Origin of the sequence: Tessaracoccus bendigoensis DSM 12906 (assembly GCF_900141915.1) — a bacterium.
Lineage (GTDB): Bacteria > Actinomycetota > Actinomycetes > Propionibacteriales > Propionibacteriaceae > Arachnia > Arachnia bendigoensis.
On the sequence record NZ_FQZG01000020.1, the window covers coordinates 14,059 to 38,496 of the forward strand.

A 24,438-nucleotide genomic window follows, 5' to 3' on the forward strand; every position below is an offset into this window, starting at 1 on the left:
CGGGTGAGGGCTTGGGGCCCCACCCGCCCTTCCTCGTCGGCCTACGCAGCACCCGTGGTCAGTGCGGCACGCCGATGTCGGTGCGGTGGAAGCCCCCGGGGAAGTCGATCCCGGCCAGCAGCCGGTAGGCGGCGGCCCGGGCAGCGTCGACATCGGAGCCCCGTCCGACGATGCCGAGCACTCGCCCGCCGGACGAGACGAGCCGGTCACCGTCGAGGCGGGTGCCCGCCTGAAGGACGTAGGCGTCTTCCCCGTCCGGGGGAAGCGTGATGGGGGTTCCGGTGGTCGGCGTCCCGGGGTAGCCCTCGGCTGCCGCCACCACCACGACCGCGGCCCCGTCGCGCCACCTCAACGGCTGGACGGCATCGAGGCCACCGACCGCTGCGGCGTGCAGCAGCCCTGCCAGGGGCGTTTCGAGCAGCGCCAGGACGGCCTGGGTCTCCGGGTCACCGAAGCGCACGTTGAACTCGACGACCCTCAGCCCCTTCGAGGTGAGCGCGAGCCCGGCGTAGAGCAGCCCGATGAATGGGGTGCCGCGGCGGCGCATCTCTGCGAGGGTCGGTTCGATGACCTCGGCCATGATCTGGTCGCTCAGGCCGGGGTCGGCCCAGGCGAGGGGCGAGTAGGCACCCATGCCACCCGTGTTCGGGCCCTCGTCGGCGTCGCCGACCCGCTTGTAGTCCTGCGCGGGCAGCAGCGCGACGCCGCGGTCACCATCGCAGATGGCGAACAGCGAGACCTCGGGCCCGTCCAGGTAGTCCTCGATGACGACGCGGCCGCAGGACAGGGCATGTGCGACGGCCGCGGCCCGGTCGTCGGTGACCACGACGCCCTTGCCCGCCGCCAGCCCGTCATTCTTGACCACGTAGGGGGCACCGAACTCGTCCAGTGCGGCCTCGACCTGTTCGAGATTCTCACAGACGCGGGCGGCCGCCGTCGGGACCCCTGCGGCGAGCATCACGTCCTTGGCGAAGGCCTTCGAGCCCTCCAGCTCGGCTGCGTCGGCATCCGGCCCGAAGGTGGCGAAACCCGCCTCACGCAGCGCGTCGGCGACGCCCGCGACCAGCGGCGCCTCGGGGCCCACCACCACCAGGTCGGCCTGCAACTCCCCCGCCAGGGCAACCATCGCGGCAGGTGAGGACGGGTCTGCGGAGTGCAGAGTCGCGATCGCGGCGAGGCCGGGGTTGCCCGGCGCTGCGTGGAGTTCGGTGACGGCGGGGTCGACGGCGAGGCTTCGGCCGATGGCGTGCTCACGGCCGCCGCTTCCAAGCAGGAGGATCTTCACGCGCGCCAGCCTACTGGCCGCGCCCGCTACCGCCCAGCCGCAGGTGCACCCTCGCGTGCCCGCGCTCGGCCGCCTACGCCGCCGGGCAGCCGGAACAGCCAGGCGACGTTGGGTGACAGCCGATCGTAGACGAAGCAACTGAGCCACGTCAGGGCGACGACAAGCAATGGGACCAACCAGAGGCTGACCAGGCTGCCCTGCTTTCCGAAGCCGGGTGTCAGCCAGATCAGCAACGCGAGAGCCATCGGGTGGACGAGGTAGATGGGCAGGGTGCGGGCGGCGAGATATGACCCCAGCCGCAGGGTCGGGCCCCACTGCGCAAGGAGCCGCGAGACGATCAGCATGGCGCTGATCCCGATCACCGACAACAAGGCGATGAGCACCTGGTAGATCGGGGAGCGTTGCGGGCCGTACTGAACAACGGCCACGGCGATGTAGGCGGCGGCCAGCGGGGGCAGCAGCCACCACGGCGCCCTGGCCCACCACGCGACCAGGGGCCGGGCGAAGGCGCCCAGCGCGTACCAGACGAAGAAGGTGAGGAAACGGCGGACGGTGAGGTCGGCGTCGCCCTCCATCCCGTCGCCGATCCCCACCTGCCACCAGAAGAGATAACCGACGCCGGCCACCGCGATCATCCACGCCCCGAGCCTTCGGCCGAGCTTGGCCACTACGAAGAACAGCAGCAGCAGAGGCAGGTACCAGTAGGCCCCGTTGAGGGTCACCGTCCAGCTCAGCGCCCGCAAGGCGGTTTCCTCGACGTTGCCAGGGGTGAACGCATTGGCGTACGGATAGGCGTAAAGCAGGGTCCACAGCACAAAGACCCAGGCGTAGTTCAGGATGCGGGGCCGCACGACCGCACGCCACGGCCTGGCGAGGGCCCCGGTCGACAAGAGCCCGGAGACGAGGAACAGCAGCGGCATCCGGACGGGCAGCAGCCAGGTGCTGGCCGCCGAATACACCCCCTCCACCCGGTTGATCCCGGGGGTCAGGATCGTCATGCCTGTGACCGCGACGTGGTACACGACGACCAGGACGATGGCGATGGCCTTGGCCATGTCCACCCAGTGAAGCCGGTCGCCCGCACCAGGACCGGTCCGTCCGGGGGCGTCGAGCATCCGGGAACCGGGTTCGTCCACGCTCAACTCCCGGGCTCCTCTTCGGCTTCGCGGTCGGCGCGTTCGGCCGCCTCCTGTGCCTTCTGGACGAGGATCCGGAAGCCGATGATGACCACCAGGAACAGGGCCCCGACCGGAACCACCCACCACCAGCCCCAGTTGAAGTCCTCCTGCCAGATCGCAACGATCACGGTCGCGACCATGAACAGCGTGAGCAGAGTCACAAGGGCTGCTACCAACCGCCGGACAGTCATCCGCGGCTCAGATGAGGTCGTGGACCGCGACCGACTGCTCCCGACCCGGCCCGACCCCGATGCCGCTGATCCGGCAGCCGATCAGGTCCTCAAGCCGATGCACGTATGCCTGGCAGTTCGGCGGCAGTTCGTCGAAGCTGCGTGCCGCCGAGATGTCCTCCGTCCAGCCGTCGAGTTGCTCGTAGATCGGCACGGCGTGGTGGAAGTCGGACTGGGTCATCGGCATCACGTCGTGGCGGACGCCGTCGACGTCGTAGGCGACGCAGACGGGAATCTTCTCCCAGCCGCTCAGGATGTCGAGTTTGGTCAGGAAGATGTCGGTGAAGCCATTGATCTTGACGGCCTGCTCGACCAGCACCGCGTCGAACCAGCCGCAGCGGCGGGGGCGTCCGGTGGTCGCACCGAACTCCCCACCCTTCTCGCGCAACAGTTCACCGTCGGCGTCGAACAGTTCGGTCGGGAACGGGCCCTCACCGACGCGCGTCGTGTAAGCCTTGGCGATGCCGATGCTCCGGTCGATCCGCGTCGGCCCGACGCCACCGCCGGTCGTGGCGCCCGCCGCCGTCGGGTTCGACGAGGTGACGTAGGGGTAGGTTCCCTGGTCGACATCCAGGTGGTGCGCCTGAGCACCCTCGAAAAGGACAACCTTGCCCTCGTCAAGCGCGTCGTTGACGTAGCGGCCCGAGTCGACGATGTAAGGCCGGATGGCATCAGCGTGCCCCAGCAACGACTGCACGACCCTCTCGGCCTCAATGGGGCGCCGGTTGTAGATCTTGACGAGCAGTTCGTTCTTCTGCGCGAGCGACCCCTCGACCTTCTGCCGCAGGATCGACTCGTCCAGGATGTCCTGAATCCGGATGCCGATGCGGTTGACCTTGTCGGAGTAGGCGGGGCCGACGCCCCGACCCGTCGTGCCGATCCGGCGCTTGCCGAGGAAGCGTTCGGTCACCTTGTCGAGCACCCTGTGGTATTCGGTGATGATGTGCGCGTTCGCGGAGATGAGGGGGTGCGGGACCTCCACCCCTCGCGATGACAAAACCTCAAGTTCCTCGGCGAGCACATCGAGGTCGACGACCACACCGTTGCCGATCACCGTCACGGTGTCGGGGTTGAGGATTCCCGAAGGCAGCAGGTGAAGAACGAACTTCTCGCCACCGACGACCAGGGTGTGTCCGGCGTTGTTGCCACCGGAGTAGCGCACACAGACGTCCACCCGGTCGCCCAGTTGGTCGGTCGCCTTTCCCTTGCCTTCGTCGCCCCATTGGGCTCCAACCACAACAACACTCGGCATGGAGGTCACATCCTTGGCTTACCTACATAGAAAGAAGCCCCACAAGATCGATTGGGGGCCTTGCGACCGCAGTCTACCGGAGAGCTCGCCCACCGTCCGGGGCAGGCCCGAATTCTGTGTGCCGGCGACGTCTGGGCTGCAAGTTCGCCCAGCGGGTAGGGCGGTCGCGGCACGACTGTGCCAATCCCCGGACCGGGCAGGTATTGCGGTGCGAGAATGGACATGCGCGCCCATGGTCGGCGCCGCAGATGCAAGGACGCAGGAGGCTCCCATGAAGAAGCTCATCAACGACCCCGAAAACGTGATCGCCGACGCGCTCAAGGGCATCGCGGCCTCAGACAAGGACGTCCGCGTCGACTTCGACAACCGTGTCATCTACCGCGCCGCCCCGAAGGCGGACGGCAAGGTAGCGATCATCTCGGGCGGCGGCTCCGGCCACGAACCGCTGCACGGCGGGTTCGTCGGTGTCGGGATGCTCGACGCCGCCTGCGCGGGTGCGGTGTTCACCTCCCCCACCCCCGATCAGATGCTGGCCGCCACCACCACCGTCGACACCGGTGCTGGCGTGCTTCACATCGTCAAGAATTACACCGGCGACGTGATGAACTTCGAGATGGCGGCCGAACTGGCCGCTGATGCCGGTATCGAGGTCTCTACGGTGGTCGTCGCCGACGACGTTGCGGTGCAGGACTCGCTGTATACCGCAGGGCGTCGCGGCGTCGGCGCGACCGTCCTACTCGAGAAGATCGTCGGCGCGGCCGCCGAGGAAGGTTCCGATCTCGCGGCGGTCACCGCGGTAGCGCAGCAGGTCGCCGACAACTCGCGGTCCATGGGTATGGCGCTCACCTCGTGCACCGTGCCGTCGGCAGGGAAACCGACGTTCGACCTCCCCGAGGACGAAATGGAGATCGGCATCGGCATCCATGGCGAGCCTGGTCGCCACCGCGAACCCATTGCGGACGCCCACTCGATCGCCGAGCAGCTCGTCGCGCCGATCCTGGCCGACCTCGACTTCACAGGCGCTCCGGTGATCGCGATGCTGAATGGCATGGGCGGCACCCCGCTGATCGAGCTCTACCTGATGTACGGCGAGGTGATCGAACTGCTCGAGGCCGCAGGTGTGACGGTCGAGCGCAACCTGGTCGGCAACTACATCACGAGCCTCGACATGGCAGGCTGCTCACTCACCCTGCTCCGCGCTGACGATGACCTGTTACGGCTTTGGGACGCGCCGGTACGCACCGCAGGGCTACGGTGGGGACTGTGACCTCAACAGACCTCACCATTGACCAACTGGCCGACTGGTTGCGCCGCTTCGCAGGGATCGTCGAGCAGAACAAGTCGTACCTGACCGACCTCGATTCCGCCATCGGAGACGCCGACCACGGCGCCAACATGGCGCGCGGCACCGCGGCCGTAGTGAGCCACCTCGACGAGGCCAACACCGTCGACGCGCTCCTGAAGAAGGCCGGAATGACGCTGGTAAGCACCGTCGGCGGCACCAGTGGACCCCTCTACGGCACCCTGCTGATGAAGATGGGGATGGCCACGGGCAACGTCACGCAGCTCAGCACCGCTGAGTTCGCCAGGGCATTCCGGGCCGGTCTCGACGGGCTCATCGCCCGCGGAAAGACCGAACTGGGCGACAAGACGATGGTCGACGCGCTCGCACCGGCGCTCGACGCGCTCGACGCGAGCGTCGCCGACGGCGCGCAGTGGCCCGATGCGGCCGCGGCGGCGGCCGCGGCTGCCGCCGCCGGGCGTGACGCGACCACGCCGCTGATCGCCCGAAAGGGTCGTGCGAGCTACCTGGGCGAGCGGTCGATCGGCCACATGGACCCTGGGGCGGCCTCCTCGACCTACCTGTTCGACGCGCTGGTCGAAGTACTCGGCTGATGACGGTCGGCATCGTCGTGGTCTCGCACAGCCTCGCGCTTGCGGAGTCCGCGGTCGAGTTGGCGCTGCAGATGGTGCACGGCGACCCGCCACCGATCCGGGTGGCGGCGGGCACGATGGATGGGGGCCTCGGCACCGACGCGGCCGCGGTGATGGCCGCCATCGGCGAAGTTGACGGTGGCGACGGCGTCGTGGTGTTCGTCGACATCGGGTCGGCGCTGATGAGCGCCGAACTGGGCATCGAGTTGTACGGCCATCCGGAATCCGACATCCGCATCCTGGCGGCGCCGTTCGTCGAGGGCCTGGTCGCAGGAGTGGTCCAGGCGGTCGGCGGCGCGGGCATCGACGACGTGGCGCGTGAATCTGAATCCGCCTTGAAGCCGAAGCACGCACATCTGGGGGTGGAGCCCGCCCCCACCGGACCGGACCCGACATCCGGCCCGACTGCTGAGGCCATCACGGAGGCGGTCCTGGTCAACGAAACCGGGCTGCATGCCAGGCCCGCCGCGCTCCTGGTTGCAGAGGCGCGAAGGTTCGACGCCGACATCCTGGTCAGCAACGGCCTGATCGGCCCGGTGTCGGCATCCAGCAGCATCGGGCTCGCGACGCTGAACGCCCGAAAAGGCGACACGCTGCGACTGGTGGCGACCGGACCACAGGCGGGGGCGGCCGTCGAGTCGTTGGCCGGTTTCATCACCGCCGGTTTCGGGGAATAGCGCCCCAACCCGGGCCGACAGACCACGAGTAGGCTGTCATCCATGAGCGAGACGCACCCCAACCTCATGGCATCCGACGTCGTGGTCCGGCTGCCGGAAGACCCAGCCCTGGCCGACATCGCCGAGCGCGGTGGCGATCAATTCCTCGAAATCGTGGCGTCCCACCCCACGTCCTCGCTGGTCTGGGCGCTGCTGGCCGAGACCTGCCTGGCCGAGGAAGACCTCGGCAGTTCCGTTGCCGCCTACGCCTATGCGCGCACCGGCTACCACCGCGGCCTCGACACTCTGCGCCGCAACGGCTGGAAGGGGTCTGGCCAGATCCCCTGGGAGCATGCTCCGAACCGCGGCTTCCTCCGCGCGTTGTGGGCGCTGAGCGTCGCTGCGGGCAGGATCGGTGAAGCCGAGGAACAGGAGCGGTGCGCCCAGTTCCTGCGCGACTCCTCCGAGGAGGCGTTCGAGGTGCTGTCGGACTGAAGGCGCCACGGGGTCGACCTCCCGGAAGACTCGATCAGGCACCGGCGGGACGCCTAGCTCCAGCCTTCGCCGGGCTCCGGGAGGGTGGCGTTAGCGCAGAAGGCCCCCACCGTCTTACACTTTCCGACGGCCCCTTTTCTTCTACCCTGTGGGGAGCGCCACCTATGCCCATCCGCCAAGACCTCCGAAACGTCGCAATCGTCGCACACGTCGACCACGGCAAAACCACCCTCGTCGATGCCATGCTGTGGCAGTCCGGGGCCTTCCGCGAGGGAGCCGATGTCAACAACCGGGTCATGGACTCGATGGACCTCGAGCGCGAGAAGGGCATCACCATCCTCGCGAAGAACACCGCCGTCAGGCACACCCGCCCGGACGGCTCGGATGCCACCATCAACATCATCGACACCCCCGGACACGCCGACTTCGGCGGCGAGGTCGAACGCGGCCTCGAAATGGTCGACGGCGTCGTCCTGCTTGTCGACGCCTCCGAGGGCCCGCTGCCGCAGACCCGGTTCGTGCTGCGCAAGGCGCTGGCGAAGAAACTGCCGATCATCGTCGTCGTCAACAAGGTCGACCGGGCCGACGCGCGGATCTCCGCCGTCGTGGAGGAGACCTACGACCTGTTCATGGACCTGATCGACGACGACGCCACCGACGTCCTCGACTTCCCGATCGTCTACGCCTCAGCGAAGGCCGGTCGGGCGTCTATGACGCAACCTGCCGACGCCACCATGCCGGACAGCCCCAACCTGGAGCCGCTGTTCACCGCGCTGTTCGAGCACATCCCTGCGCCCAGCTATGAGGAGGGGGCGGTGTTGCAGGCTCATGTGACGAACCTCGACGCCTCTCCCTACCTTGGACGCCTCGCCCTGTGCCGCGTCATCCAGGGCGAGCTCAAGCGCGGCCAGCAGGTCGCCTGGTGCCGCACCGACGGCACAGTGCAGAACGTCAAGTTGACCGAGTTGCTGCGGACCGAGGCCTTGGAGCGGGTGCCTGCCGACAGCGCCGGTCCCGGCGACATCGTCGCGATCGCGGGCATCCCCGAGATCATGATCGGCGAGACGCTCTCGGACCCGGACAACCCCAAGCCGCTGCCGCTGATCCACGTCGACCAGCCGTCGATCTCCATGACGATCGGCATCAACACCTCGCCTTTGGCTGGTAGGTCCGGCAAGAACCTGACAGCGCGCCTCGTCAAGGCCCGCCTCGACCAGGAACTGGTCGGCAACGTGTCGATCAAGGTCCACCAGACCGAGCGACCCGACACCTGGGAGGTGCAGGGCCGAGGCGAGTTGCAGCTCGCCATCCTCGTCGAGATGATGCGCCGCGAAAGCTTCGAGCTGACGGTGGGCAAGCCCCAGGTGGTGACGCAGGTCATCGACGGCAAGCTGCACGAGCCCGTCGAGCGCCTGACCGTCGACATCCCCGAGGAGTTCGTCGGCGTCGTCACCCAGCTGATGGGGCTGCGGCGCGGCCAGATGGAGCAGATGGTCAACCACGGCACCGGCTGGGTCCGCCTCGAGTTCCTGGTGCCCGCGCGGGGCCTCATCGGCTTCCGGACCGAGTTCCTCACCGAGACCCGCGGCACCGGCATCATGAACCACGTCGCGGAGGGCTTCGCCCCCTGGGCCGGGGACTTCCGCACCCGGCCGACGGGTTCGCTGGTGGCCGACCGCACCGGAACCGTCACCAGCTACGCGCTGTTCAACCTGCAGGAGCGCGGCACGATGTTCGTCTCCCCCGGCGCCGAGGTCTACGAGGGCATGATCGTCGGCGAGAACCCGCGCGCCGAGGACATGGACGTCAACCCGACCAAGGAGAAGAAGCTCACCAACGTGCGCTCCTCCACGGGCGACGAGCTCGAGCGCCTGATCCCCGCCAAGCAGATGTCGATGGAACAGCAGCTTGAGTTCTGCGCCGGCGACGAGTGCCTCGAGGTCACCCCGGCCGTGGTCAGGATCCGGAAGGTGACGCTGAACGCGAACGACCGGGCCAAGGAGCGCAACCGGGCCAAGAAGGCCTGATCCGACGCCCCGGCAGGGGCAGCAGACGGCAACCTCGCGGACGCCGGGCGGGATTCTCGCCCGGCGTCCCGCCGTTTCCGGACGCGCCGCGCGGGGGTGGCTCCGCGGATTGTCGGACGCGTCTGGTCGAATGAACCCATGGAAGCTCTCGCCGTCGTGTTGTGTCTGCTCGCCCTCGGCATCGGGGCCGTTTCCGGGTACCTCTACGGCAGGCGCACGGCCGGGTCGTCGCCCGCGGCTGAGGCCGACCGGCTCGCCCTGAGCTACGCGCGGCAGGACGCTTCCACGGCGAGGGCGGAGGCAGGCAGAGCGCGTGAGGAGGCCGCCCTCGCGAAGGCCGAGGTGGCGCAGATCCTGGCGGACAAGGCCGACCTGCGGGCCGCGGCCGCCGACGCGCAGCGCGCGGTGGCGGAGGCCCGCGCGGAGACGGCACAGGTCGCCTCGCGGCTGGCGGGGACCGCCGCCGAGCGCGATGCCGCCGTCGGACGGGCGGCCGAGCAGGCCGCCGACCGGGAGTCGCTGATCGCCCAGTTCAAGCTGCTCTCCGCGGAGACCCTGGCGCACCAGGCGAGGCAGGCCGAGCAGGCCACCGAGCAGCGCTTCAAGGCCACCGAGCATCTCGTCTCCCCGCTGGCCGAAGGGCTCCGCCAGATGCAGGAGAAGCTGCAGGCGGTGGAGAAGGAGCGGGCGAGGATGTCGGCCGAGCTCGGGGAGCAGGTCAACACCCTGCGCGCCTCCAGCGACGCGGTGCGGCGCGAGGCGCAGGGCCTCAGCACCGCGCTGCGTACCCCCCAGGTGCGGGGTTCGTGGGGTGAGGCGAGCTTGAAGCGCATCGTCGAGATCTCCGGGCTGACGCAGCGGTGCGACTTCGACACGCAGCACACCTATGTCCTACGACGGCGACGAGGATGACACCGACACATTCCTCTTGGGCTCCCGCGAGGTGCTCGGCACCGACGACTCCGTCGAGTACTCGGTCTACTCACCGCAGTCTCCCCTCGGCGCGGCCGTGCTCGGCGCCAAGGTCGGCCAGGAGGTACGCTACACCGCGCCCAACGGCAAGGAGCTGATGGTCGTCGTCTCCAAGGTCGACACCCTCTGACACCCCATCCACGAACCCGGAAGAGGCCGCCACCCGATCGGGTGGCGGCCTCTCACGTCGGGGGCGGCGTCAGGAGAGCAGCCGTGCCGCGTCCTCGGCGCTCAGTTCGCCCCGGGCGACCCTTGCCAGGATCTGGTCCTCGACCGACCCGGGATCCGCCGTCACCTCATCGCCGTACTCCGAGGCCTCCTCCCCGACGGGCTCCTCCTCGGGGGCCGAACGGGTCGGCTCGGCCGCCTGTGGATCTCCGTCGAGGCCGAGGCGCGCGAGGACGGCGTCGAGCCGGGCACGCGCCGTCGGGTACGAGACCTGGAGGTGCTTCTCGACCTCCCGGAGGTTGCCGCGCGAGGCGAGGAAGACCTTCAGCAGGTCGAGATCGGCCTGGTTGAGGTTGCAGAACTCGCAGCTGGCAAACTCGCCCGCGATCTCGGTGCCGCAGTGGAGGCAGCCCTTGCGGGTGGTGATCAGGGTGTCGCCGCAGACGGGGCACTCGGACGGCGCGTGGTACAGATGCTTGACCGCCATGTAACTCACACCTCCGCCTTCACCGTCGCCATGCCCATCACGACCGCGACATCGAGCCGCGCCGATCCGTTGCCCACCACGTACTCGTCGACCTTGTCGCCCCCGTCGGGCCAGCTGATCCGCCCGAGTTTCGCCTCGCCGCGGATGGTGACGTTGGCGCCACGGGTCAGGTTCACGGTGAGGGTGCCCGACTCGACCTTCAGCCTGGATCGACCGAAGCTGATCGGTCCCTCCACGCTGATGCCGCCTGCCTGGCTCAGCAGGTCCTCGACCTCCTCGACGTCCTCGAGGGTGGAGGCGGCGGCCGTGACCCGGATCCTCCCGAGCCGCGGGACGCCGATGGTGCGCAGCCCACCGGTGGTGATCTCCGCATCGACGATGAGGAGAGGATTGACCCTGATGACCAGTTCCTTGCCGAGGCCGATGTCGCGGACATCGTCCCAACTCCGCGGGGGTCGGATCAGCGAGAAGCCCCCGAAGTTCGGGCCGATCTCCCCGGTGGAGCTGACCTCCATGGTCGTCCCGACGCGGCGCAGCACGTGCGGCCCGTCGATGGTCAGGGTCGCGACGCTCTGGTCCCCCTCGATGCGCACCCGGCGCCCGACGGCCGTCACCGAGACCCGTGCAAGGCCGCCCGGCTTGCGTTCCCCGTCGCCCTCCCTCGGCGCGGACCTCGGGGACGTCGGCCGCTCGTCGGCCCGGGGCGCTTCCGGCTCACCGGCCGCGCGCTTTGCCGCCTCGATCCGGCGGCTCGCCTCCTGGGCGTCGATGCGCCCAGCGGCCAGATCGTCGAGGATCGGGCCGAGATCAACATTGCTCATGCATGAAATGGTAACTCGTCTTTTCATTTTCTAAAGGCTTCTTACGGTTTTTGCACTCTTAGGTGCCACCTGCCGGGTGTGCAAGGGTTAGGCATGCGTCAAAGCCTCTCCAAACTCGTCGCGCCCGACTGGGCCGAGGCCCTCCGTCCGGTGGAGGAACGGATCGCCGCCATGGGTGACTTCCTGCGCAGCGAGGGCAACGACTATCTGCCCTCTGGCGCGAACATCCTGCGCGCCTTCACGCTCCCCCTCGCCGACGTGCGCGTGCTGGTCATCGGGCAGGATCCGTACCCCACGCCGGGGCACGCCGTCGGGCTGTCGTTCTCGGTGGCCCCTGAGGTGCGGCCCCTGCCCGGGTCGCTCCGCAACATCTACCGCGAGCTCGACTCCGACCTCGGCATCCCGCCGGCCGCTCACGGCGGCCTGAGCCACTGGTTCGAGCAGGGCGTGCTGCTCCTCAACCGCGTGCTGACGGTGCGGCCCGGGGCCCCCGCCTCGCATCGCGGCAAGGGCTGGGAGGAGGTGACCGCGTGCGCCGTCGAGGCCCTCGCCCGGCGTGGAGGCCCCCTCGTCGCGATCCTGTGGGGCCGCGACGCGCAGACCGCGGCGCCCCTGCTGGGGGACGTCCCGATCATCGCAAGCGTCCACCCGTCCCCGCTCTCGGCCCGCTCGGGGTTCTTCGGCTCGCGTCCCTTCAGCCGGGCCAACCGGCTGCTCGGGGAGCAGGGCGCCGCCCCCATAGACTGGAGCATTCCGCCTGCCGCCATCGACCAGAGCATTCCGCCTGCCCCCATCGACCGGAGCATTCCGCCTGCCCCCATCGACCGGACCGTCACCCCGGGACTGGCAGACTGAGCACATGGGCAACGACAACGATCCGACGCCGGGCGAGCAGCCGCAGGCCGACCAGACCCCCGACGACTCCGGAACCGTGGGCGTGACGAAGCAGCGCAAGATGCTGTGGCTGGTGGGCATCGGCATCGGCGTCTACCTGATCGGCCAGGGCATCTGGATGGCGGTCACGGGCCAGCCCTGATGCTTGCAGCCACGGGTAGCGTGGGGGCATGGACATCGACCTGCTCACGTGGCTGCAGGGGCACGTCGCCCCGGCCCGGATGGTGACTCCCGACAAGGCACTCCCGGGTCGCCCGACCCCCGTCCTCGACCCGGTGCCCACGCACGAGATCTTCGGGCTCCCGCTCGACGCGGTCCCCGAGGGCTCCCAGGTCGCCTACTTCGCGCTGGGCTGTTACTGGGGCGAGGAGCGGATGTTCTGGGAGAGGCAGGGCGTCGTCAACACGGCGGTCGGATTCATGGGCGGCTACACCCCCAACCCCACCTACGCCGAGTCGTGCACCGGCAGGACGGGCCACACCGAGACTGTCCGCGTGGTGTTCGACCCGGCGCGGGTCGGCTACGACGACCTGCTGCAGATGTTCTGGGAGAACCACGACCCGACCCAGCTGAACCGGCAGGGCAACGACGCGGGCACGCAGTACCGCTCTGCACTCTTCCCCGTCGACGAGGCCCAACGCGCGGCGGCCGAGGCGAGCCTCGCCGACTTCCAGGGACGCCTCGCCGAGCAGGGCTTCGGCACGATCACCACCGAGATCACCCCGGGTCAGACGTTCTACTTCGCCGAGGTGGAGCACCAGCAGTACCTGCACAAGGTGCCCGACGGCTACTGCCCCAACCACGCCACCGGCGTGAAGTGCGGGCCGCGCCCGTGACGGACCCGCACGCGGAGACGCCCCCGCAGGGCCACGACATCGGAGAGGTCGCCTTCGGCGACGTCATCTCCGACGACGACGGCATCCTCGTCGTCGGCGGCGAACTGGACGACCTGCCCGTCGTCGTCAAGCGGTTCGCCTCTGAGGCGGGCAGGCGGGAGATCCCGACCTACCACCTGCTGCGGCGGCTCGGGGTCCCAACGCTCCCCCTGCTCGGATCCGGCCCCGACTGGATCATCCTCGAGGAACTGACCAGCGCCGGCTACCGCAGGGCGACCGCGGACGACCTGGCCGACCCGGCGATCGCCAGGCTCGTCGCCGGGTGGTACGACACGCTGCACGCCGCAGGCGACACCCTCCCTCGCACCGCGGTCGGGTTCAGCGAGCTCGACCTGATCGACGAGGCCGGCCTCACCGCCGTCGAGCGGAGGTGGCCGGACCTCGCCCCGAGGCTCGCCTGGGCCAGGGGCCGGCTGCCGCGGTGGCGCGACGATCTGGCCGGGATGTCGCTGACACTGACCCACAACGACTTCTGGTTCACCAACCTGGCAGTGTCCTGGGACGGCTCCTCCGCGCTGCTGTACGACTACAACCTGACGGGCATGGGGCTGCGCGCCAGCGACCTGCGAAACGTGACGCTCGGCCTTGCCCCAGCCGCGGGCCGCGCCTTCCTGACGCGCTACGAGGAGTTGGCCTCCATGCGCGGCGTCGAGCTCAGCCGGGCCGCCGAGCGGCTGGACCGGGAGACGGCACACCTCGTCGCGCTGATCATGGCGAGCGAGTCGGAGGACACTCCCCACTGGGCGGAGCCCTCGCTCAGCTGGGCGAGGTCCTCACCGAAGGCGTAGGCGCAGGACTCCGCCTGCCGCGCCGCCCGGAGCGAAAATGGGTGGCGGCTCGCCGGGAACCCGGCGGGCCGCCACCCAGTTACGACCGATCGTCAGGCCTTGAACCTAACAATGTTGTTGAAGACCCAGCCCTCGGCGAGGCGGTAGTTCCACTTGCCGGCGGCATCCTTCCTCGATTCGATGTAGCTCGTCCGGATGTACGAGCGACAGCCGTTGCGTCCGGTCGCGGCCGTGTCGCACTCGGTCTTCCAGTTACGCCCGCCACTGGTGAACACCCCTGCATTTGCGAGGGGGTTGCCTTGCCACTGCGCCCTCGTCATCAGAGGCAGATAGGTCAGGTTGTTCAGGTGCCAGCCCGTCTTGTGCACAAACCGGCCTCCCTGATGGACGACCTGGGTTGCCCAGATGTCGGTCCTACACCGCACCGTCTGCGAGTACGGCTCGCAGTCGGTGTACCAGAGACGACCGTTGACATTATGGAAGCCCGGGGTCGAGTACAGGTCGCCCGACGCCTGTGGCGCCGAAGGCTTGGCCGTGGGGGTCTGCGTCGGCTTGACCGTGGGGGTCTGCGTCGGCTTGGCCGTTGGGCTCTTGGTCGGCTCGGGCGTCGGGGTCGGGGTCGGGGTCGGGGTGGCGGTCGGCTCTGGGGCTGTGGGGCCTTCGGTAAATGACCAGTTGTCGACCTCGAGCAGGCGCCCCTCCCCGGGACCGTGGAACACGAAGAACAGGTCGTGCACGCCATCCGCGCCCTCGACCGTCGCCTCGATCTCGGTCCACTCACCGACGGAGTCTCCGGGCTCCAGCGTCGCCACGACGGGGCCTGTCTCGGAGTCGAGACGGACCTCGATCGAGGTGCCGGCGACAATCGGCTTCACGCGGGCGGTGACGGTCGCTGCGCCATCGGCGAAGTCGACCTGCGAGATGCCGGTGAAGTCACCGTCGTCGATGCTGGTGAGGACCATGTTCCCACCGCCGTTGTGCTCCGGAAACTCCACCGAGGCGGTGGCCAGCGCCTCGGTGCGAACACCGAGCTGCCATGCGAGGGTCTCAGCCTCGAAGGTGCGGTAGGGATCGAAGTCCTGGATCTGTTCCACGCCTGCGTTCGTGCCCTCTACCTCCTTGATGGTGCCGTCCGCGTTGAACTTCAGCTCGTCGAGGTGGACGCTGCGGTAGTTGACGACCTTCCCGTTGTTGAGCGCCTTGCCCCATGCCAGACCGGCCACCTGCGTGTGGTAGGTGAAGTAGGAGCGTCCCTTGTAGTTGAACATGTCGGAATGGTTGTTGCCACCCGAGCCCGGGAACCACTTGCCGTGCGAGGCGAAGGCGGTGCCAGCGAACTTGTCGCGCGTGAGGTCCATCGGGTCGTCGGTCATCATGTAGGCGATCTGACCGCCGCCCGGGTAGGACTGCCCCTCGATCTTCTTGTTGTCGTAGGCGGCGTTTCCGATCGCGAAATTGGAGGAGTATGAGTAGTAGTACCTACCGTCGCGCTTGAACATCGAGGACGCCTCGAACATGCCGGGAGCATCGATCTCGGTGATGCCGGCGCCCGTGGGATCGGCAAGCTTGGTGTAGTCAGACTTGTCGAGCTTGACGACACGCGTCGACTTCGGGTGGTACGGATCCTTGACGTGGTCCCAGTTCCCACCGAAGTAGAGATAGGGCTGGCCGTCGTCGTCGACGAAGACCTCGGGGTCGAACAGCCACATGCCGCCGGGGAACTGGATGGGGTTGCCCTGCCCGATCAGCATCTTTCCGTTAGGGTCCTCCCACGGCCCCAGTGGCGAGCCGCCGACGATGACGCCGGTGCCTGCACCGCCGTTGCAGAAGTAGAGGTACACCTCTTCCTTGCCGTCGCCGTCCGTGTCGGCCGAAACCGCGGCCGGGGCCCAGGAGTTGCCAGACCACTTGGCGACGCCGTCGAGGCCGGCCACCGGCACCTCGCCGTGATCGACCCAGTTGACCATGTCGTCGGTCGAGATGACGTTGAGGTGGGTGATGCGGTCATATCCGCCGTCGGTCACCGGCAGACCGTTGGCCTGCTTGACGGCCGTCCGGTACTGCTGGTCGTCACTGGTGGAGTAGATGTAGAGGCGGCCGTTGAAGATGACGTGGTGCGGGTCGGCCCCGAACTTGTGCCCCATCAGCGGGTTGTGGTCGCCGACCGGCTTGGTCTGCACGCGTTCGACGGGCGACTCCGCGCCCTCGACGGGCACCTCGGGCTCCTTCTCGACCTTCACGAGCGAGACGTTGTCGATCTCGAAGTCCACGAGATCTGCCGCCTCTGGAGACGCCTTCCAGTCGGTCTCGAAGAAGGCGTAGGCCCAGTCGTCGACGCTACCGACAGCGGGGTTGGGGACGTCGGCGACGAACTCGGCATCGATGCTGGTCCACTCCGCCTGCTTGGCCACCACGCGGACGCCGTTGAAGCAGATCCCGTAGCTGAAAGCGTCGTCACAGAGCGTGAACTGGAACCCCTGGGTCGCGTTGCCTCCGGTGTAGCGCAGATCGGCCTGCACCCGGTAGGTGGCTCCAGCCTCCAGCTTGCCCACGATGTCGGCGGCCGGGCCGGTGTTGGTCTGCGTGCGGCCCGTGATCCGCAGGGCACTGTTGGAATCGGCACCGGGAGCGACGATGCTCAGCTCGCCCTCCCGGCCGTCGACGACGAACCAACCCTCGTGGCTGTCGTCCTCGAACGTGGCCTCCGGCAGGAGCCCCGGCGGGGTGTCAAGCCGGACGACGGTCACATCGTCCAACTGGAAGGGGACCGTCGACGACCAGGGGGTCTCGAACTGGAACCGGCTGAACACCGTCGAGGCGTCGTTGTAGTTGGGTGACTCGCTGGGGACGAAATCCAGCGAGTATTCGTGCCACCCGTCCTTTGCGACCTGCTTGATGGCGTTGGCCGCGGCGACGCAGGAGCCTGACTCGGGGCAGTAGGCAAACCCGAACGGCTCGGTGGCGTTGCCTGCGGTGTGCTTAACCTTCGCGGTGACCCGGTACTGGCCGTCGTGGGCCAACGGGCTGGTGAGGCTGCCCTTGAGTCCCTGGTAGAACGCGGTCCGGTTGCTGAGGGAGCCGCTACTGGCGCCGCTGGCCGCGTCGGGGACGATCCCGAACACGCCGCCGCTGGCCGACCAGCCCGTGATGCCCTGCTCGAAGCCGGGATTGATCACGAGGTTTCCTGCCGCGTCGGCGGCTGCAGTCGGTGGGCTGACGAGCGTGCCCGCCAGCAGGCCCACGGCCGCCAGAGTGGCGATGGCCCTTGCCCCCCTGCGACGCCTCGTCCGTTTGAGAGTTGTTGACATTGCTTCCAATCTCCTTGTTGTGATGGATCTACCTGGCGAACCGGACGATGTTGTTGAACACCCATTCGGTGGTGATGCGGTGCGTCCACGCCCCGTCCTTGCCCTTCTTCGACGTGACGACGTCAGCCCTGATGTAGGAGCGACACCCTCCACGTCCCGTCGCCGCCGTGTCGCATTCGGTGCGCCACTGCCGGCCGTCGGCCGACGTCCACGACCCCGCATTGCCGAGTGGGTTTCCGGCCCACTGCTGCCTGGTGAGCAGCGGCAGGTAGGTCAGGTTGTTGAACGTCCAGCCAGTGGTACTGGCGAACGCACCGCCGACCTGAGCCACGGTCGTGGCCCAGATCTCGGTCCGGCAGCGCCAGGTCTGTGAGTAGGGCTCACAGGAGGTGTACCAGGTACGGCCGTTTACCCGGTGGAAGCCGGGTGTGACGTAGATGTCGACCGGGGCTGGTGGGGTGGGCGTCGGGCTCGAGGAGGGCAGTGGGGTCGGCGTAGCCGTCGGCGTGGGGGTCGGCGTAGCCGTCGGCGTGGGGGTCGGGGTCGGGGTCGGTGTGGGGGTGGGGTCGGTGGCACCCACCTTGGCCTGCGCCACTAGGGCTGCGAGCCGGTAGGCGGGCGCATCGATCTGGTTCTGCGTGGAGGGCCCGGAGACGGCCTGGGCGGCCGTGAGCGCAGCCTGCAGTTCGGCCCACAGCTCGGCGTCGATCTGCGCCTCCCGGATCCCCTGTGCTTCACCGATGCTCGCATCAAGCAACGACCGGTCCAGTGCCTTGGCGTCGGCGGTGAGAGTGCCGCTGAGCAGGTAATGGTCGACGTCCACGTGCCCACCGGCCTGAGCAAGTGCGTAGTTGAAGATGCCGAACCGGTATCCCATGAAGTGGGAGAGGCTCCAATCCTGCACCAGGGGACCCGCCGGGGCGCCGAGCGGCGCCCAGTTCTGACCATCGAGGGAGTACAGGAACTGCACCCAGAGCTGGCCAGGTTTCGAGGCGAAGTCGGCATCGGCCTTCAGATGGACGACGGCAGAGTCCCCCAGCTGCACCGTCGAGCCGGGGACGAATGCCTCGGCCGCGTCCTGATCGAAGGCATCGGAGAACGGCTGGAGCCGCTGGACGACTCCGAGCGTGTTGTGACCCTCGACCCGCTTCACTGCGGCGTAGGCGAAGCTGCGCGCGTAGGTGGCGATACCCGCGACGTCGCCGTCGGACATTGCCGAGATGTCCAGGGCGACCTCGGCCGACGACTTCGGCCCGAAGGTCCGCTGCGAAAGTGTGTTGCGCGCCTCCTCCAGGTAGGCCAACTCGGTCTGGGGCGCCTTCGAGTAGGTGGCCTTGCCGGTGACGACCGATCCGTTTGTCAGGCGCAACCAGCCGGGGCGCTCGGTCAGCGACCAGTGGCGGTTGTCCGGGTTGTGGTTCCACTCCCAGGCGAGGTCGAGATCGGAGCCGTTGTAGGCGTACTCCGCCTCGGTCGGGAACTGCTGTGTCACCGCTGCCGGTGCGAAGGAAAGGTCATCGACCAGGTAGTCGACCTGGTCGGCCGGCGTCTGGTTTGGTGCCCACGGGGTCTCGACGACGAGGGTCGCGCTGGCGATGTCAGCGTCGGCCGGCGCGGTGAGGCGCCCGGCGACGGTGACCCATTCGCCACGCTTCGCGGTGGCGGCGGCAACCTGGTTGATTCGCCCACCGTACGAGAGGCCGAGGATGAAGGTCATCGACTCGGGGCCCTCGTCGTAGCGCACGCGCATCGATCCCTCATAGGTGGCCGAGCGCATCAACCCACCCTCCACCGCCTGCCCGGGACCCGAGCCGTTGTTGACCCTCCCGGAGACGCTGAGCACATGCCCAGCGGCGTCGGCTGGATCCGCGACCACGTCCAGGGCAGCCGTGTACTGCAGCTTCCATGGCGCAAGGGATCCGGTCTCGAAGTCGCCATTGACCAGCCGCTCCCCCGGGGCCGGCGCCTCGGGGACGTCGGGCAGATCCCACTCGATGTCGCGGAAGGCGCGGTGGGGCGCGTCGTTGCTGAAGTCGTCCGAGGCGACGACGCTCTTGAGTCGCTGCGCGGCCGCGAGGTCGGCCGGAAGCTCGATGAGCTGCTCGAACTCGCTGCCCCGGGTGACCCGGCCGGCGTCGCCGAAGGTCGGCCAGCCGTCGCTCCAGGTGGCCGGGATCAGCGCGGGGATCCGACCGATGGGGTAGGTGTCACGGAAGAAGAAGCCGTGCCAGGAGGTCTCACCGTCGGTGGTGACGGGCACCAGGCTGCCCTGGGCGAACCCGTCCGAGGCAAGGACCGTCCTCGCCTCGTAGGTGTTGGCGCCACCGGCGGCCGTGTAGCGGCCCAGGAGTTCCTTGGAGCGCAGGAGGACGACCTGACGGTTGCCGCCTGGCGGCCATGTGATGGTCGGGATGTAGTAGTAGCCGTCGAACCAGAACACCTGCTGCCCCTCGTAGGCGGGCGTGATGCCGGGGTCGGCGAGGTCGCGGTAGGTGACGATGTCGGGGTACTCGGCCACCACCTTCGTCAGATCGTCGCTGAGGCGCACCGCGCTGGTCGTTCCGCCGCCGTGGAAGATGTAGGGGGTTCCGCCGTCGGCCTCATCGAAGAACAGCGAGAGGTCATGAAAGCCCCGCCCGAGCGCGATCTTGGTCCAGGCCCCGTCCTCGATGTCGTCGGTCCAGTAGATGTAGGCGCCATCGATGTTGTTGGTGTTGAACGCCACGTAGAACCTGCCGTCGTGGTAGCGCAGGGAGCCTGCCCACTGCCCGGCCCCGTAGGAGTTCTGGCCGTTACGCAGCGAGGAGGCATCGCCCATGCTGAGGCGGTCGTAGACGTAGGTGACCGTCTCCCAGTTGACCATGTCGTAGGACTTCATGATCGGCGCGCCGGGGCTGAGGTGCATCGTCGTGCTCAGCATGTAGTAGACGTCGCGTCCCTCGCCGCTCTCGGCCGCGGGCACCATCGCGACACTCACATCCGGCACGTCCGAGTTGAGCAGCGGCACGCTGAAGGTGCCGTCTCCGCCATCCGTGCTGGTGAAGCTCCGGACGACATCTGGATCGAGCGCGGCGGCGGGATCTCCCGCCAACGCCCCCGTCGCGAAGATTGCGGCGGCGGTGGTGATCACCCCGGCCAGCCTGGATAGTTTCGGTCTGCGCACGCCATCGGCTCCTCTACCTCGGGCAGTCGCCTCTCAAGGCGACCGGACCCGCGCGAAGGGCCCGATGACGGCACGTCGGATCGGGTTACACGGGGGTTGTTGCCTGGTTCGGCATCGAACGAGCGACTGGATGTTCCGACGCCTCCCTGGCGCCGACGAACGTGATGTTACCGGGAACACATCTGCTTCGCAACAACTTTCGAAGAATCTCCTATGAGCCGCCTTCGCGTCGCCTGTGAGCCAGGTTCTCCTCAGCGCTGCAGCCGGACGTGGACGCTGCGGAAGCCGCCGACCGGGAATACCTCCCGCTCATGCCCCGCCTCGTCCGGGTAGATGGCGGAGGTGACCGCCAGCAACTCCTGCACCGCGATCCGGAGCTCCATCGTCGCGAGCGGACGGCCGGGGCACACGTGCGGGCCGGTGCCGTAGACGAGGTTGGCCGCTGCGTGTCCGACGGGGTCGAACCGGTCGGTGCCGAACACCGACTCGTCGCGGTTGGCCGAGGTCCAGTTGAGCTTGACCACCTGACCCTCGGCGATGTCGACGCCGGCCACATGCACCGGGCAGGTGGTGCGGCGGCGGTTGGTGATGAACGGGTCGTCGATCCGCAGCACCTCGTCGATGACCGCGTCGAGCTCCGCGTCGCTGACGCCCGAGCGGAGCCTCCCCTGCAGCGCCGCGTCCGTCGCGAGGCGTGAGACGATGACGCCGACGCACAACGCGATGGATCCGAGGTCGCCGCCGGTCCAGTTACGGAGGATGGAGACGAGTTCCTCGTCGGTGAACGCCCTCCCCTTCCAGCCGTCGGACATCAGGGCGCTCGTCACGTCGTCACCGGGAGCGACCCGCCGCGGCGCGAGCACCGAGGCGATGATGGCGTCGAACTCCTCCGCCACCACCACCATCCGCTTCCCCTCCCCCGACCGGGTGGCCGCGTGGTTGTCGCGCATCCACTGCAGGAGCGGTTCCTCGAGGTCCGCCGACCAGCCGAGCCACGCCGACTGCGCTCGCACCGCGAACACGGCACCGAAGTCGGCGACGGCGTCGATGCGGGCCGGCAGCTGGCCGACCAGCGTCCGCGCGACCTGTCGGAAGGTCGCCTCGAACGGCTCGAGGGCGTCCGGCTCGAAGTATCGGTCGAGGACGCGCCGGGCCTCGGCATGCTCCTCGCCGTCCAGCGCGTTGGGGATCTGCAGGAACCGCGAGACGGCGCTCGAAAACGTGACGGCGTCGCGGGCCGCCTCCGCGACCTCGCGGTACCCGAGCAGCACCCACTCCCCGCGCGCGTTGCGGGCCACCGTGTGCCCGGCCCTCAGCTCGTCGGTCAACCGACGCACGTCCTGCCCCGTCGGATCGACCTCATCGGGCCAACTGTTCATCGTCCACCTCCGTGCCGAACCATACTCTCGAACTCTTCGTGCAAAACATCGGCCCGCCTGCGTGGGCCGCACGGGGCGCGGCGTCCGCGCTACCGTTCCACCCGCACCGACCGGACCCGACCCGGGGCAGTCGGACCCTCCAGCCAGGCGACGAGGGCATCGAGCGCGGCACGCTCCCCAACGGCCACGACGCGGACGGAGCCGTCCGGCAGGTTCTCCGCCCCTCCCTCCAGGCCGAGATCGGAGAGCACTCCGCGGGTCACCCAGCGGAAGCCGACGCCCTGGACCTGTCCCGACACCCGGAGGGTGAGCCGCTCCATCACCGGTCAGCCGACCGGGACCGAGGCGATCCGCCGGATGTGCAACGCGGACGCCGCGAGACAGGCCCCGTACACGATCGCCGCGAGCCCCAGCACCCACACCAGCGCGCCGAGCAGCAGCCCCGGCCACACCATGCCCGCGAACCCCATCGCGACCGCGACGGCGCCCGTCACCATCAGCGCCCACTCGCCGTCGACCTCCTTACGGAGGCGCACGGCGAGGAACACCTCACGCAGTCCCGCGAAGACGAACCAGAAGGCGGTCAGGAACGCAAGCGCCTCCACGGTGGCCGCCGGGTTCCCTGCGATGAGCAGCCCCAGCGCCACCGTCACCGCGCCTGCCCCTGCGACGAGCACCCTGTCGCTGGCGGCACCGCGGCGGTCGCTGGCGCCCTCCAGGATCATCCAGATGCCGTCCAGGATCACCCAGGCGCCCACGATGAGGCCGAGTGTGACGAGCGAGGCGTCCGCGACCGCGATCATCGCCGCCCCGACGACGACGGCAAGCATCCCCTGTGAGAGGAGCCACGGCCAGGTGTGGCGTTCGAAGTAGAGCATCGGTTCCTCCCCCGGACTCATCTGCTGCGGCCCAAATTAGCGGACCACCGCCCCGGATACCGGGCGCGCACGAAACCTCCCCGCGGTGCGCGCCGACCGGGCCCGGTGCGGCGGTGCGCGCCGTCCCCCTAAGCTTGGACGCCATGGACATCCGGATGATCGCGGCCACCGCCTGCTGCACGCTCATCCTCGCCGGATGCACACCGGATGCGCCCCCCACGAGCCGCACGCCGAGCGCGCCTGCGACGACCGCGTCACCTTCCGCCCCCACGCCGTCCACGGCCCCGTCGCCGTCACCGACGCCCACCAACTCTCCGCTGCCCGACGACAGCTTCCCCATCGCGTTTCCGATCGCCGACACGCTCACCACGGGCGGGGCGGGGGCGGTGGTCGCGAGGTTGAGCGAGGTGGCGGGTGACCTACCCGCCCTCAAGCTGGACCTGACCCAGCAGCAGGCGACGCTGACTGTGCTCCAGCCGGACGGGAGCGTCGCGGGCTACCGCTGGGACAACGGTGAGATCACCCGCGTCGACTCCGACTTCCAGTATCTCGAACAGGCCACGTTCGACCCCTCCGACTATCCCCTCGACTCGCTCGGCAGGATGTTCGACGTAGCCGACCTGCGCGGGGTGCGCGGCCAACTCGTGCTGCAGGTGGTGGAGTACCGCGCCGGCCAGATCGTGATGACGGTCACGTCGCGCCCCGAGTCGAAGACAGTGTTCTTCCGGAAGGACGGCACCGCCGTGGCCAGCCTGGGGCTCACGAGCGTCGCCGACATCACCGCGGGCATCGAGGAGGTGATCGGCAACGCCGAGGAGGCGTACTCCGTCTCCCTCAACCCGAACATCGGCTACTCGGCCGACCTGCCCGATGAGGAGGCGGGGGTCGTCGTGAACCGGACGCGGCCCGCCGACATGCCCACCTTCGAGACCAGGCGCAGCGAATCCCCCGCCAACTCCCCGTTCGCCCCCGCCCTCATCGACCCGGAGGGTCTCGCCCGGGCGATCTCCCGGACCCAGGCATCCCCCGATGAGCAGTGCAGCGTGACGATCGACATGTCGCACGGGCGCTCCGGCCCCGTCGAGGACCGGAGAAAGGGTGTGAAGACGTGACCGCGTTCCTGATCATCGGAGGCGTGGGCGTCGCGTTGGTTCTCCTGGCGCTCCTGGTGGGCGATGTCCTCGACGGGGTCTTCGATGTCGATGTCCTCGGGGGCGACCTGTTCTCGATGACCAGCATCGCCGCCTTCGTCGGAGCCTTCGGATTCGGCGGGGCCCTCGGCCTGGCCATCTTCGGCAACCCGGTCCCCGCCGTCATCGTCGGGCTGATCGTGGGTGCCCTCGCCGCATGGGGTGCGATCGCCCTGACGCGGGCCCTCAAGCGCGGCGAGAACGCGGCGACCTTCCGCTCCGACTCGATGATCGGCTACTCCGGCCGTGTGATCACCGCCATCCCGGCGGTCGGCTACGGGGAGATCCGGATCTCGGTTGGCGGCCACGTGCGCAAGCTGAGCGCCAGGTCGGCCCTCCCCGTCGACGCGGGCCAGGAGGTCTGGGTGTCTGCCATCCTCTCCCCCACCGCCGTCGAGGTGACCCCCACCACCCCCGAACTCACGTCCTGACCGAC

22 protein-coding genes and 2 pseudogenes are annotated in these 24,438 nt (G+C 68.7%); 13 read left to right on the top strand and 11 right to left on the bottom strand.

Going from position 1 to position 24,438, the window contains the following annotated elements:
- Nucleotides 1–58: 58 nt before the first annotated feature.
- Genes purD through BUC15_RS06840 form a run of 4 tightly spaced genes read right to left on the bottom strand, consistent with a single transcriptional unit; the run spans nucleotide 59 to nucleotide 3,945 of the window.
- Nucleotides 59–1,294 carry a phosphoribosylamine--glycine ligase gene (purD, locus tag BUC15_RS06825; protein WP_217652144.1) on the bottom strand — a complete coding sequence of 412 codons (1,236 nt, stop codon included), beginning with the start codon at nucleotides 1,292–1,294 and terminating at the stop codon, nucleotides 59–61.
- A gap of 17 nt (nucleotides 1,295–1,311) precedes the next feature.
- Complete coding sequence (locus tag BUC15_RS06830) at nucleotides 1,312–2,421, bottom strand: acyltransferase family protein (protein ID WP_073186789.1); 1,110 nt, start codon at nucleotides 2,419–2,421, stop codon at nucleotides 1,312–1,314.
- Between the two features lie 2 nt (nucleotides 2,422–2,423).
- Nucleotides 2,424–2,624, bottom strand: a complete 201-nt coding sequence (locus BUC15_RS06835) for a hypothetical protein (RefSeq protein WP_073186790.1) — start codon at nucleotides 2,622–2,624, stop codon at nucleotides 2,424–2,426.
- 37 nt (nucleotides 2,625–2,661) lie between these two features.
- Nucleotides 2,662–3,945 (bottom strand): adenylosuccinate synthase, encoded by a 1,284-nt coding sequence (locus BUC15_RS06840; RefSeq protein ID WP_073186791.1) that lies wholly within the window; start codon nucleotides 3,943–3,945, stop codon nucleotides 2,662–2,664.
- Nucleotides 3,946–4,216: 271 nt separating this feature from the next.
- Between BUC15_RS06840 and dhaK the strand changes: the two genes are divergently transcribed.
- The 7 genes and pseudogenes from dhaK to BUC15_RS06875 all read left to right on the top strand — a co-directional run.
- Nucleotides 4,217–5,212 carry a dihydroxyacetone kinase subunit DhaK gene (gene dhaK / locus BUC15_RS06845; RefSeq protein ID WP_073186792.1) on the top strand — a complete coding sequence of 332 codons (996 nt, stop codon included), beginning with the start codon at nucleotides 4,217–4,219 and terminating at the stop codon, nucleotides 5,210–5,212.
- Nucleotides 5,200–5,841 (top strand): dihydroxyacetone kinase subunit DhaL, encoded by a 642-nt coding sequence (gene dhaL, locus BUC15_RS06850; protein WP_217652141.1) that lies wholly within the window; start codon nucleotides 5,200–5,202, stop codon nucleotides 5,839–5,841. The genes dhaK and dhaL overlap by 13 nt, the downstream gene beginning before the upstream one ends.
- Nucleotides 5,841–6,557, top strand: a complete 717-nt coding sequence (gene dhaM / locus BUC15_RS21075; protein WP_073186794.1) for a dihydroxyacetone kinase phosphoryl donor subunit DhaM — start codon at nucleotides 5,841–5,843, stop codon at nucleotides 6,555–6,557. Before dhaL ends, dhaM begins: the two co-directional genes overlap by 1 nt.
- Nucleotides 6,558–6,599: 42 nt before the next feature.
- A complete protein-coding gene (locus BUC15_RS06860) occupies nucleotides 6,600–7,031 on the top strand; it encodes a DUF3151 domain-containing protein (RefSeq protein ID WP_084189422.1) in 432 nt (143 codons plus the stop codon).
- Between the two features lie 164 nt (nucleotides 7,032–7,195).
- Nucleotides 7,196–9,058, top strand: a complete 1,863-nt coding sequence (gene typA, locus BUC15_RS06865) for a translational GTPase TypA (protein ID WP_073186795.1) — start codon at nucleotides 7,196–7,198, stop codon at nucleotides 9,056–9,058.
- A 651-nt stretch (nucleotides 9,059–9,709) separates the two neighbouring features.
- Nucleotides 9,710–9,970 carry a DNA recombination protein RmuC gene (rmuC, locus tag BUC15_RS20740; RefSeq protein ID WP_245787917.1) on the top strand — a complete coding sequence of 87 codons (261 nt, stop codon included), beginning with the start codon at nucleotides 9,710–9,712 and terminating at the stop codon, nucleotides 9,968–9,970.
- Nucleotides 9,951–10,160 (top strand): annotated as a pseudogene (locus tag BUC15_RS06875) (GreA/GreB family elongation factor); the annotation flags it as partial. The gene rmuC and the pseudogene BUC15_RS06875, both read left to right, overlap by 20 nt.
- A gap of 69 nt (nucleotides 10,161–10,229) precedes the next feature.
- Here BUC15_RS06875 and BUC15_RS06880 read toward each other — a convergent pair.
- A complete protein-coding gene (locus tag BUC15_RS06880) occupies nucleotides 10,230–10,685 on the bottom strand; it encodes a DUF2089 domain-containing protein (RefSeq protein ID WP_073186798.1) in 456 nt (151 codons plus the stop codon).
- A 5-nt stretch (nucleotides 10,686–10,690) separates the two neighbouring features.
- Entirely contained in the window at nucleotides 10,691–11,506 is an 816-nt protein-coding gene (locus BUC15_RS06885) for a hypothetical protein (protein WP_073186799.1), read from the bottom strand.
- Between the two features lie 93 nt (nucleotides 11,507–11,599).
- Between BUC15_RS06885 and BUC15_RS06890 the strand changes: the two are divergent.
- The 4 genes and pseudogenes from BUC15_RS06890 to BUC15_RS06900 form a co-directional block, all read left to right on the top strand.
- Nucleotides 11,600–12,259: pseudogene (locus BUC15_RS06890) on the top strand (uracil-DNA glycosylase); the annotation flags it as partial.
- 106 nt (nucleotides 12,260–12,365) lie between these two features.
- Nucleotides 12,366–12,542 (top strand): hypothetical protein, encoded by a 177-nt coding sequence (locus BUC15_RS19850; RefSeq protein ID WP_175558263.1) that lies wholly within the window; start codon nucleotides 12,366–12,368, stop codon nucleotides 12,540–12,542.
- Between the two features lie 28 nt (nucleotides 12,543–12,570).
- A complete protein-coding gene (gene msrA / locus BUC15_RS06895; RefSeq protein ID WP_073186801.1) occupies nucleotides 12,571–13,236 on the top strand; it encodes a peptide-methionine (S)-S-oxide reductase MsrA in 666 nt (221 codons plus the stop codon).
- Nucleotides 13,233–14,084 (top strand): phosphotransferase, encoded by an 852-nt coding sequence (locus tag BUC15_RS06900; RefSeq protein WP_139280130.1) that lies wholly within the window; start codon nucleotides 13,233–13,235, stop codon nucleotides 14,082–14,084. Before msrA ends, BUC15_RS06900 begins: the two co-directional genes overlap by 4 nt.
- Before the next feature lie 92 nt (nucleotides 14,085–14,176).
- Here the strand turns inward: BUC15_RS06900 and BUC15_RS06905 are convergent, their stop codons facing one another.
- From BUC15_RS06905 to BUC15_RS06940, 5 genes are all read right to left on the bottom strand, one after another.
- Nucleotides 14,177–17,392, bottom strand: a complete 3,216-nt coding sequence (locus BUC15_RS06905; protein ID WP_175558264.1) for a carbohydrate binding domain-containing protein — start codon at nucleotides 17,390–17,392, stop codon at nucleotides 14,177–14,179.
- Between the two features lie 28 nt (nucleotides 17,393–17,420).
- The gene (locus BUC15_RS19380; protein WP_139280131.1) at nucleotides 17,421–20,555 is read right to left on the bottom strand and encodes a family 43 glycosylhydrolase; all 3,135 of its coding nucleotides are present in this window, start codon (nucleotides 20,553–20,555) and stop codon (nucleotides 17,421–17,423) included.
- Nucleotides 20,556–20,806: 251 nt separating this feature from the next.
- Entirely contained in the window at nucleotides 20,807–21,934 is a 1,128-nt protein-coding gene (locus tag BUC15_RS06930; protein WP_073186805.1) for a cytochrome P450, read from the bottom strand.
- Nucleotides 21,935–22,023: 89 nt separating this feature from the next.
- Nucleotides 22,024–22,254, bottom strand: a complete 231-nt coding sequence (locus tag BUC15_RS06935; protein ID WP_073186806.1) for an acylphosphatase — start codon at nucleotides 22,252–22,254, stop codon at nucleotides 22,024–22,026.
- A gap of 6 nt (nucleotides 22,255–22,260) precedes the next feature.
- Complete coding sequence (locus BUC15_RS06940) at nucleotides 22,261–22,812, bottom strand: HdeD family acid-resistance protein (protein WP_073186807.1); 552 nt, start codon at nucleotides 22,810–22,812, stop codon at nucleotides 22,261–22,263.
- Between the two features lie 143 nt (nucleotides 22,813–22,955).
- Here BUC15_RS06940 and BUC15_RS06945 point away from each other — a divergent pair, with 143 nt between their 5' ends.
- Both BUC15_RS06945 and BUC15_RS06950 read left to right on the top strand, forming a co-directional pair.
- The gene (locus BUC15_RS06945; protein WP_073186808.1) at nucleotides 22,956–23,924 is read left to right on the top strand and encodes a hypothetical protein; all 969 of its coding nucleotides are present in this window, start codon (nucleotides 22,956–22,958) and stop codon (nucleotides 23,922–23,924) included.
- Nucleotides 23,921–24,433 (top strand): hypothetical protein, encoded by a 513-nt coding sequence (locus tag BUC15_RS06950; protein ID WP_073186809.1) that lies wholly within the window; start codon nucleotides 23,921–23,923, stop codon nucleotides 24,431–24,433. Before BUC15_RS06945 ends, BUC15_RS06950 begins: the two co-directional genes overlap by 4 nt.
- Nucleotides 24,434–24,438: the final 5 nt, after the last annotated feature.

Coding starts and splice junctions, on each gene's coding strand:
- BUC15_RS06840 (WP_073186791.1), bottom strand. CDS start 3,945: ATGCCGAGTGTTGTTGTGGTTGGAGCCCAATGGGGCGACGAAGGCAAG.
- dhaK (WP_073186792.1), top strand. CDS start 4,217: ATGAAGAAGCTCATCAACGACCCCGAAAACGTGATCGCCGACGCGCTC.
- dhaM (WP_073186794.1), top strand. CDS start 5,841: ATGACGGTCGGCATCGTCGTGGTCTCGCACAGCCTCGCGCTTGCGGAG.
- BUC15_RS06860 (WP_084189422.1), top strand. CDS start 6,600: ATGAGCGAGACGCACCCCAACCTCATGGCATCCGACGTCGTGGTCCGG.
- typA (WP_073186795.1), top strand. CDS start 7,196: ATGCCCATCCGCCAAGACCTCCGAAACGTCGCAATCGTCGCACACGTC.
- rmuC (WP_245787917.1), top strand. CDS start 9,710: ATGCAGGAGAAGCTGCAGGCGGTGGAGAAGGAGCGGGCGAGGATGTCG.
- BUC15_RS06880 (WP_073186798.1), bottom strand. CDS start 10,685: ATGGCGGTCAAGCATCTGTACCACGCGCCGTCCGAGTGCCCCGTCTGC.
- BUC15_RS06885 (WP_073186799.1), bottom strand. CDS start 11,506: ATGAGCAATGTTGATCTCGGCCCGATCCTCGACGATCTGGCCGCTGGG.
- BUC15_RS19850 (WP_175558263.1), top strand. CDS start 12,366: ATGGGCAACGACAACGATCCGACGCCGGGCGAGCAGCCGCAGGCCGAC.
- msrA (WP_073186801.1), top strand. CDS start 12,571: ATGGACATCGACCTGCTCACGTGGCTGCAGGGGCACGTCGCCCCGGCC.
- BUC15_RS06905 (WP_175558264.1), bottom strand. CDS start 17,392: ATGTCAACAACTCTCAAACGGACGAGGCGTCGCAGGGGGGCAAGGGCC.
- BUC15_RS06930 (WP_073186805.1), bottom strand. CDS start 21,934: ATGAACAGTTGGCCCGATGAGGTCGATCCGACGGGGCAGGACGTGCGT.
- BUC15_RS06935 (WP_073186806.1), bottom strand. CDS start 22,254: ATGGAGCGGCTCACCCTCCGGGTGTCGGGACAGGTCCAGGGCGTCGGC.
- BUC15_RS06940 (WP_073186807.1), bottom strand. CDS start 22,812: ATGCTCTACTTCGAACGCCACACCTGGCCGTGGCTCCTCTCACAGGGG.
- BUC15_RS06945 (WP_073186808.1), top strand. CDS start 22,956: ATGGACATCCGGATGATCGCGGCCACCGCCTGCTGCACGCTCATCCTC.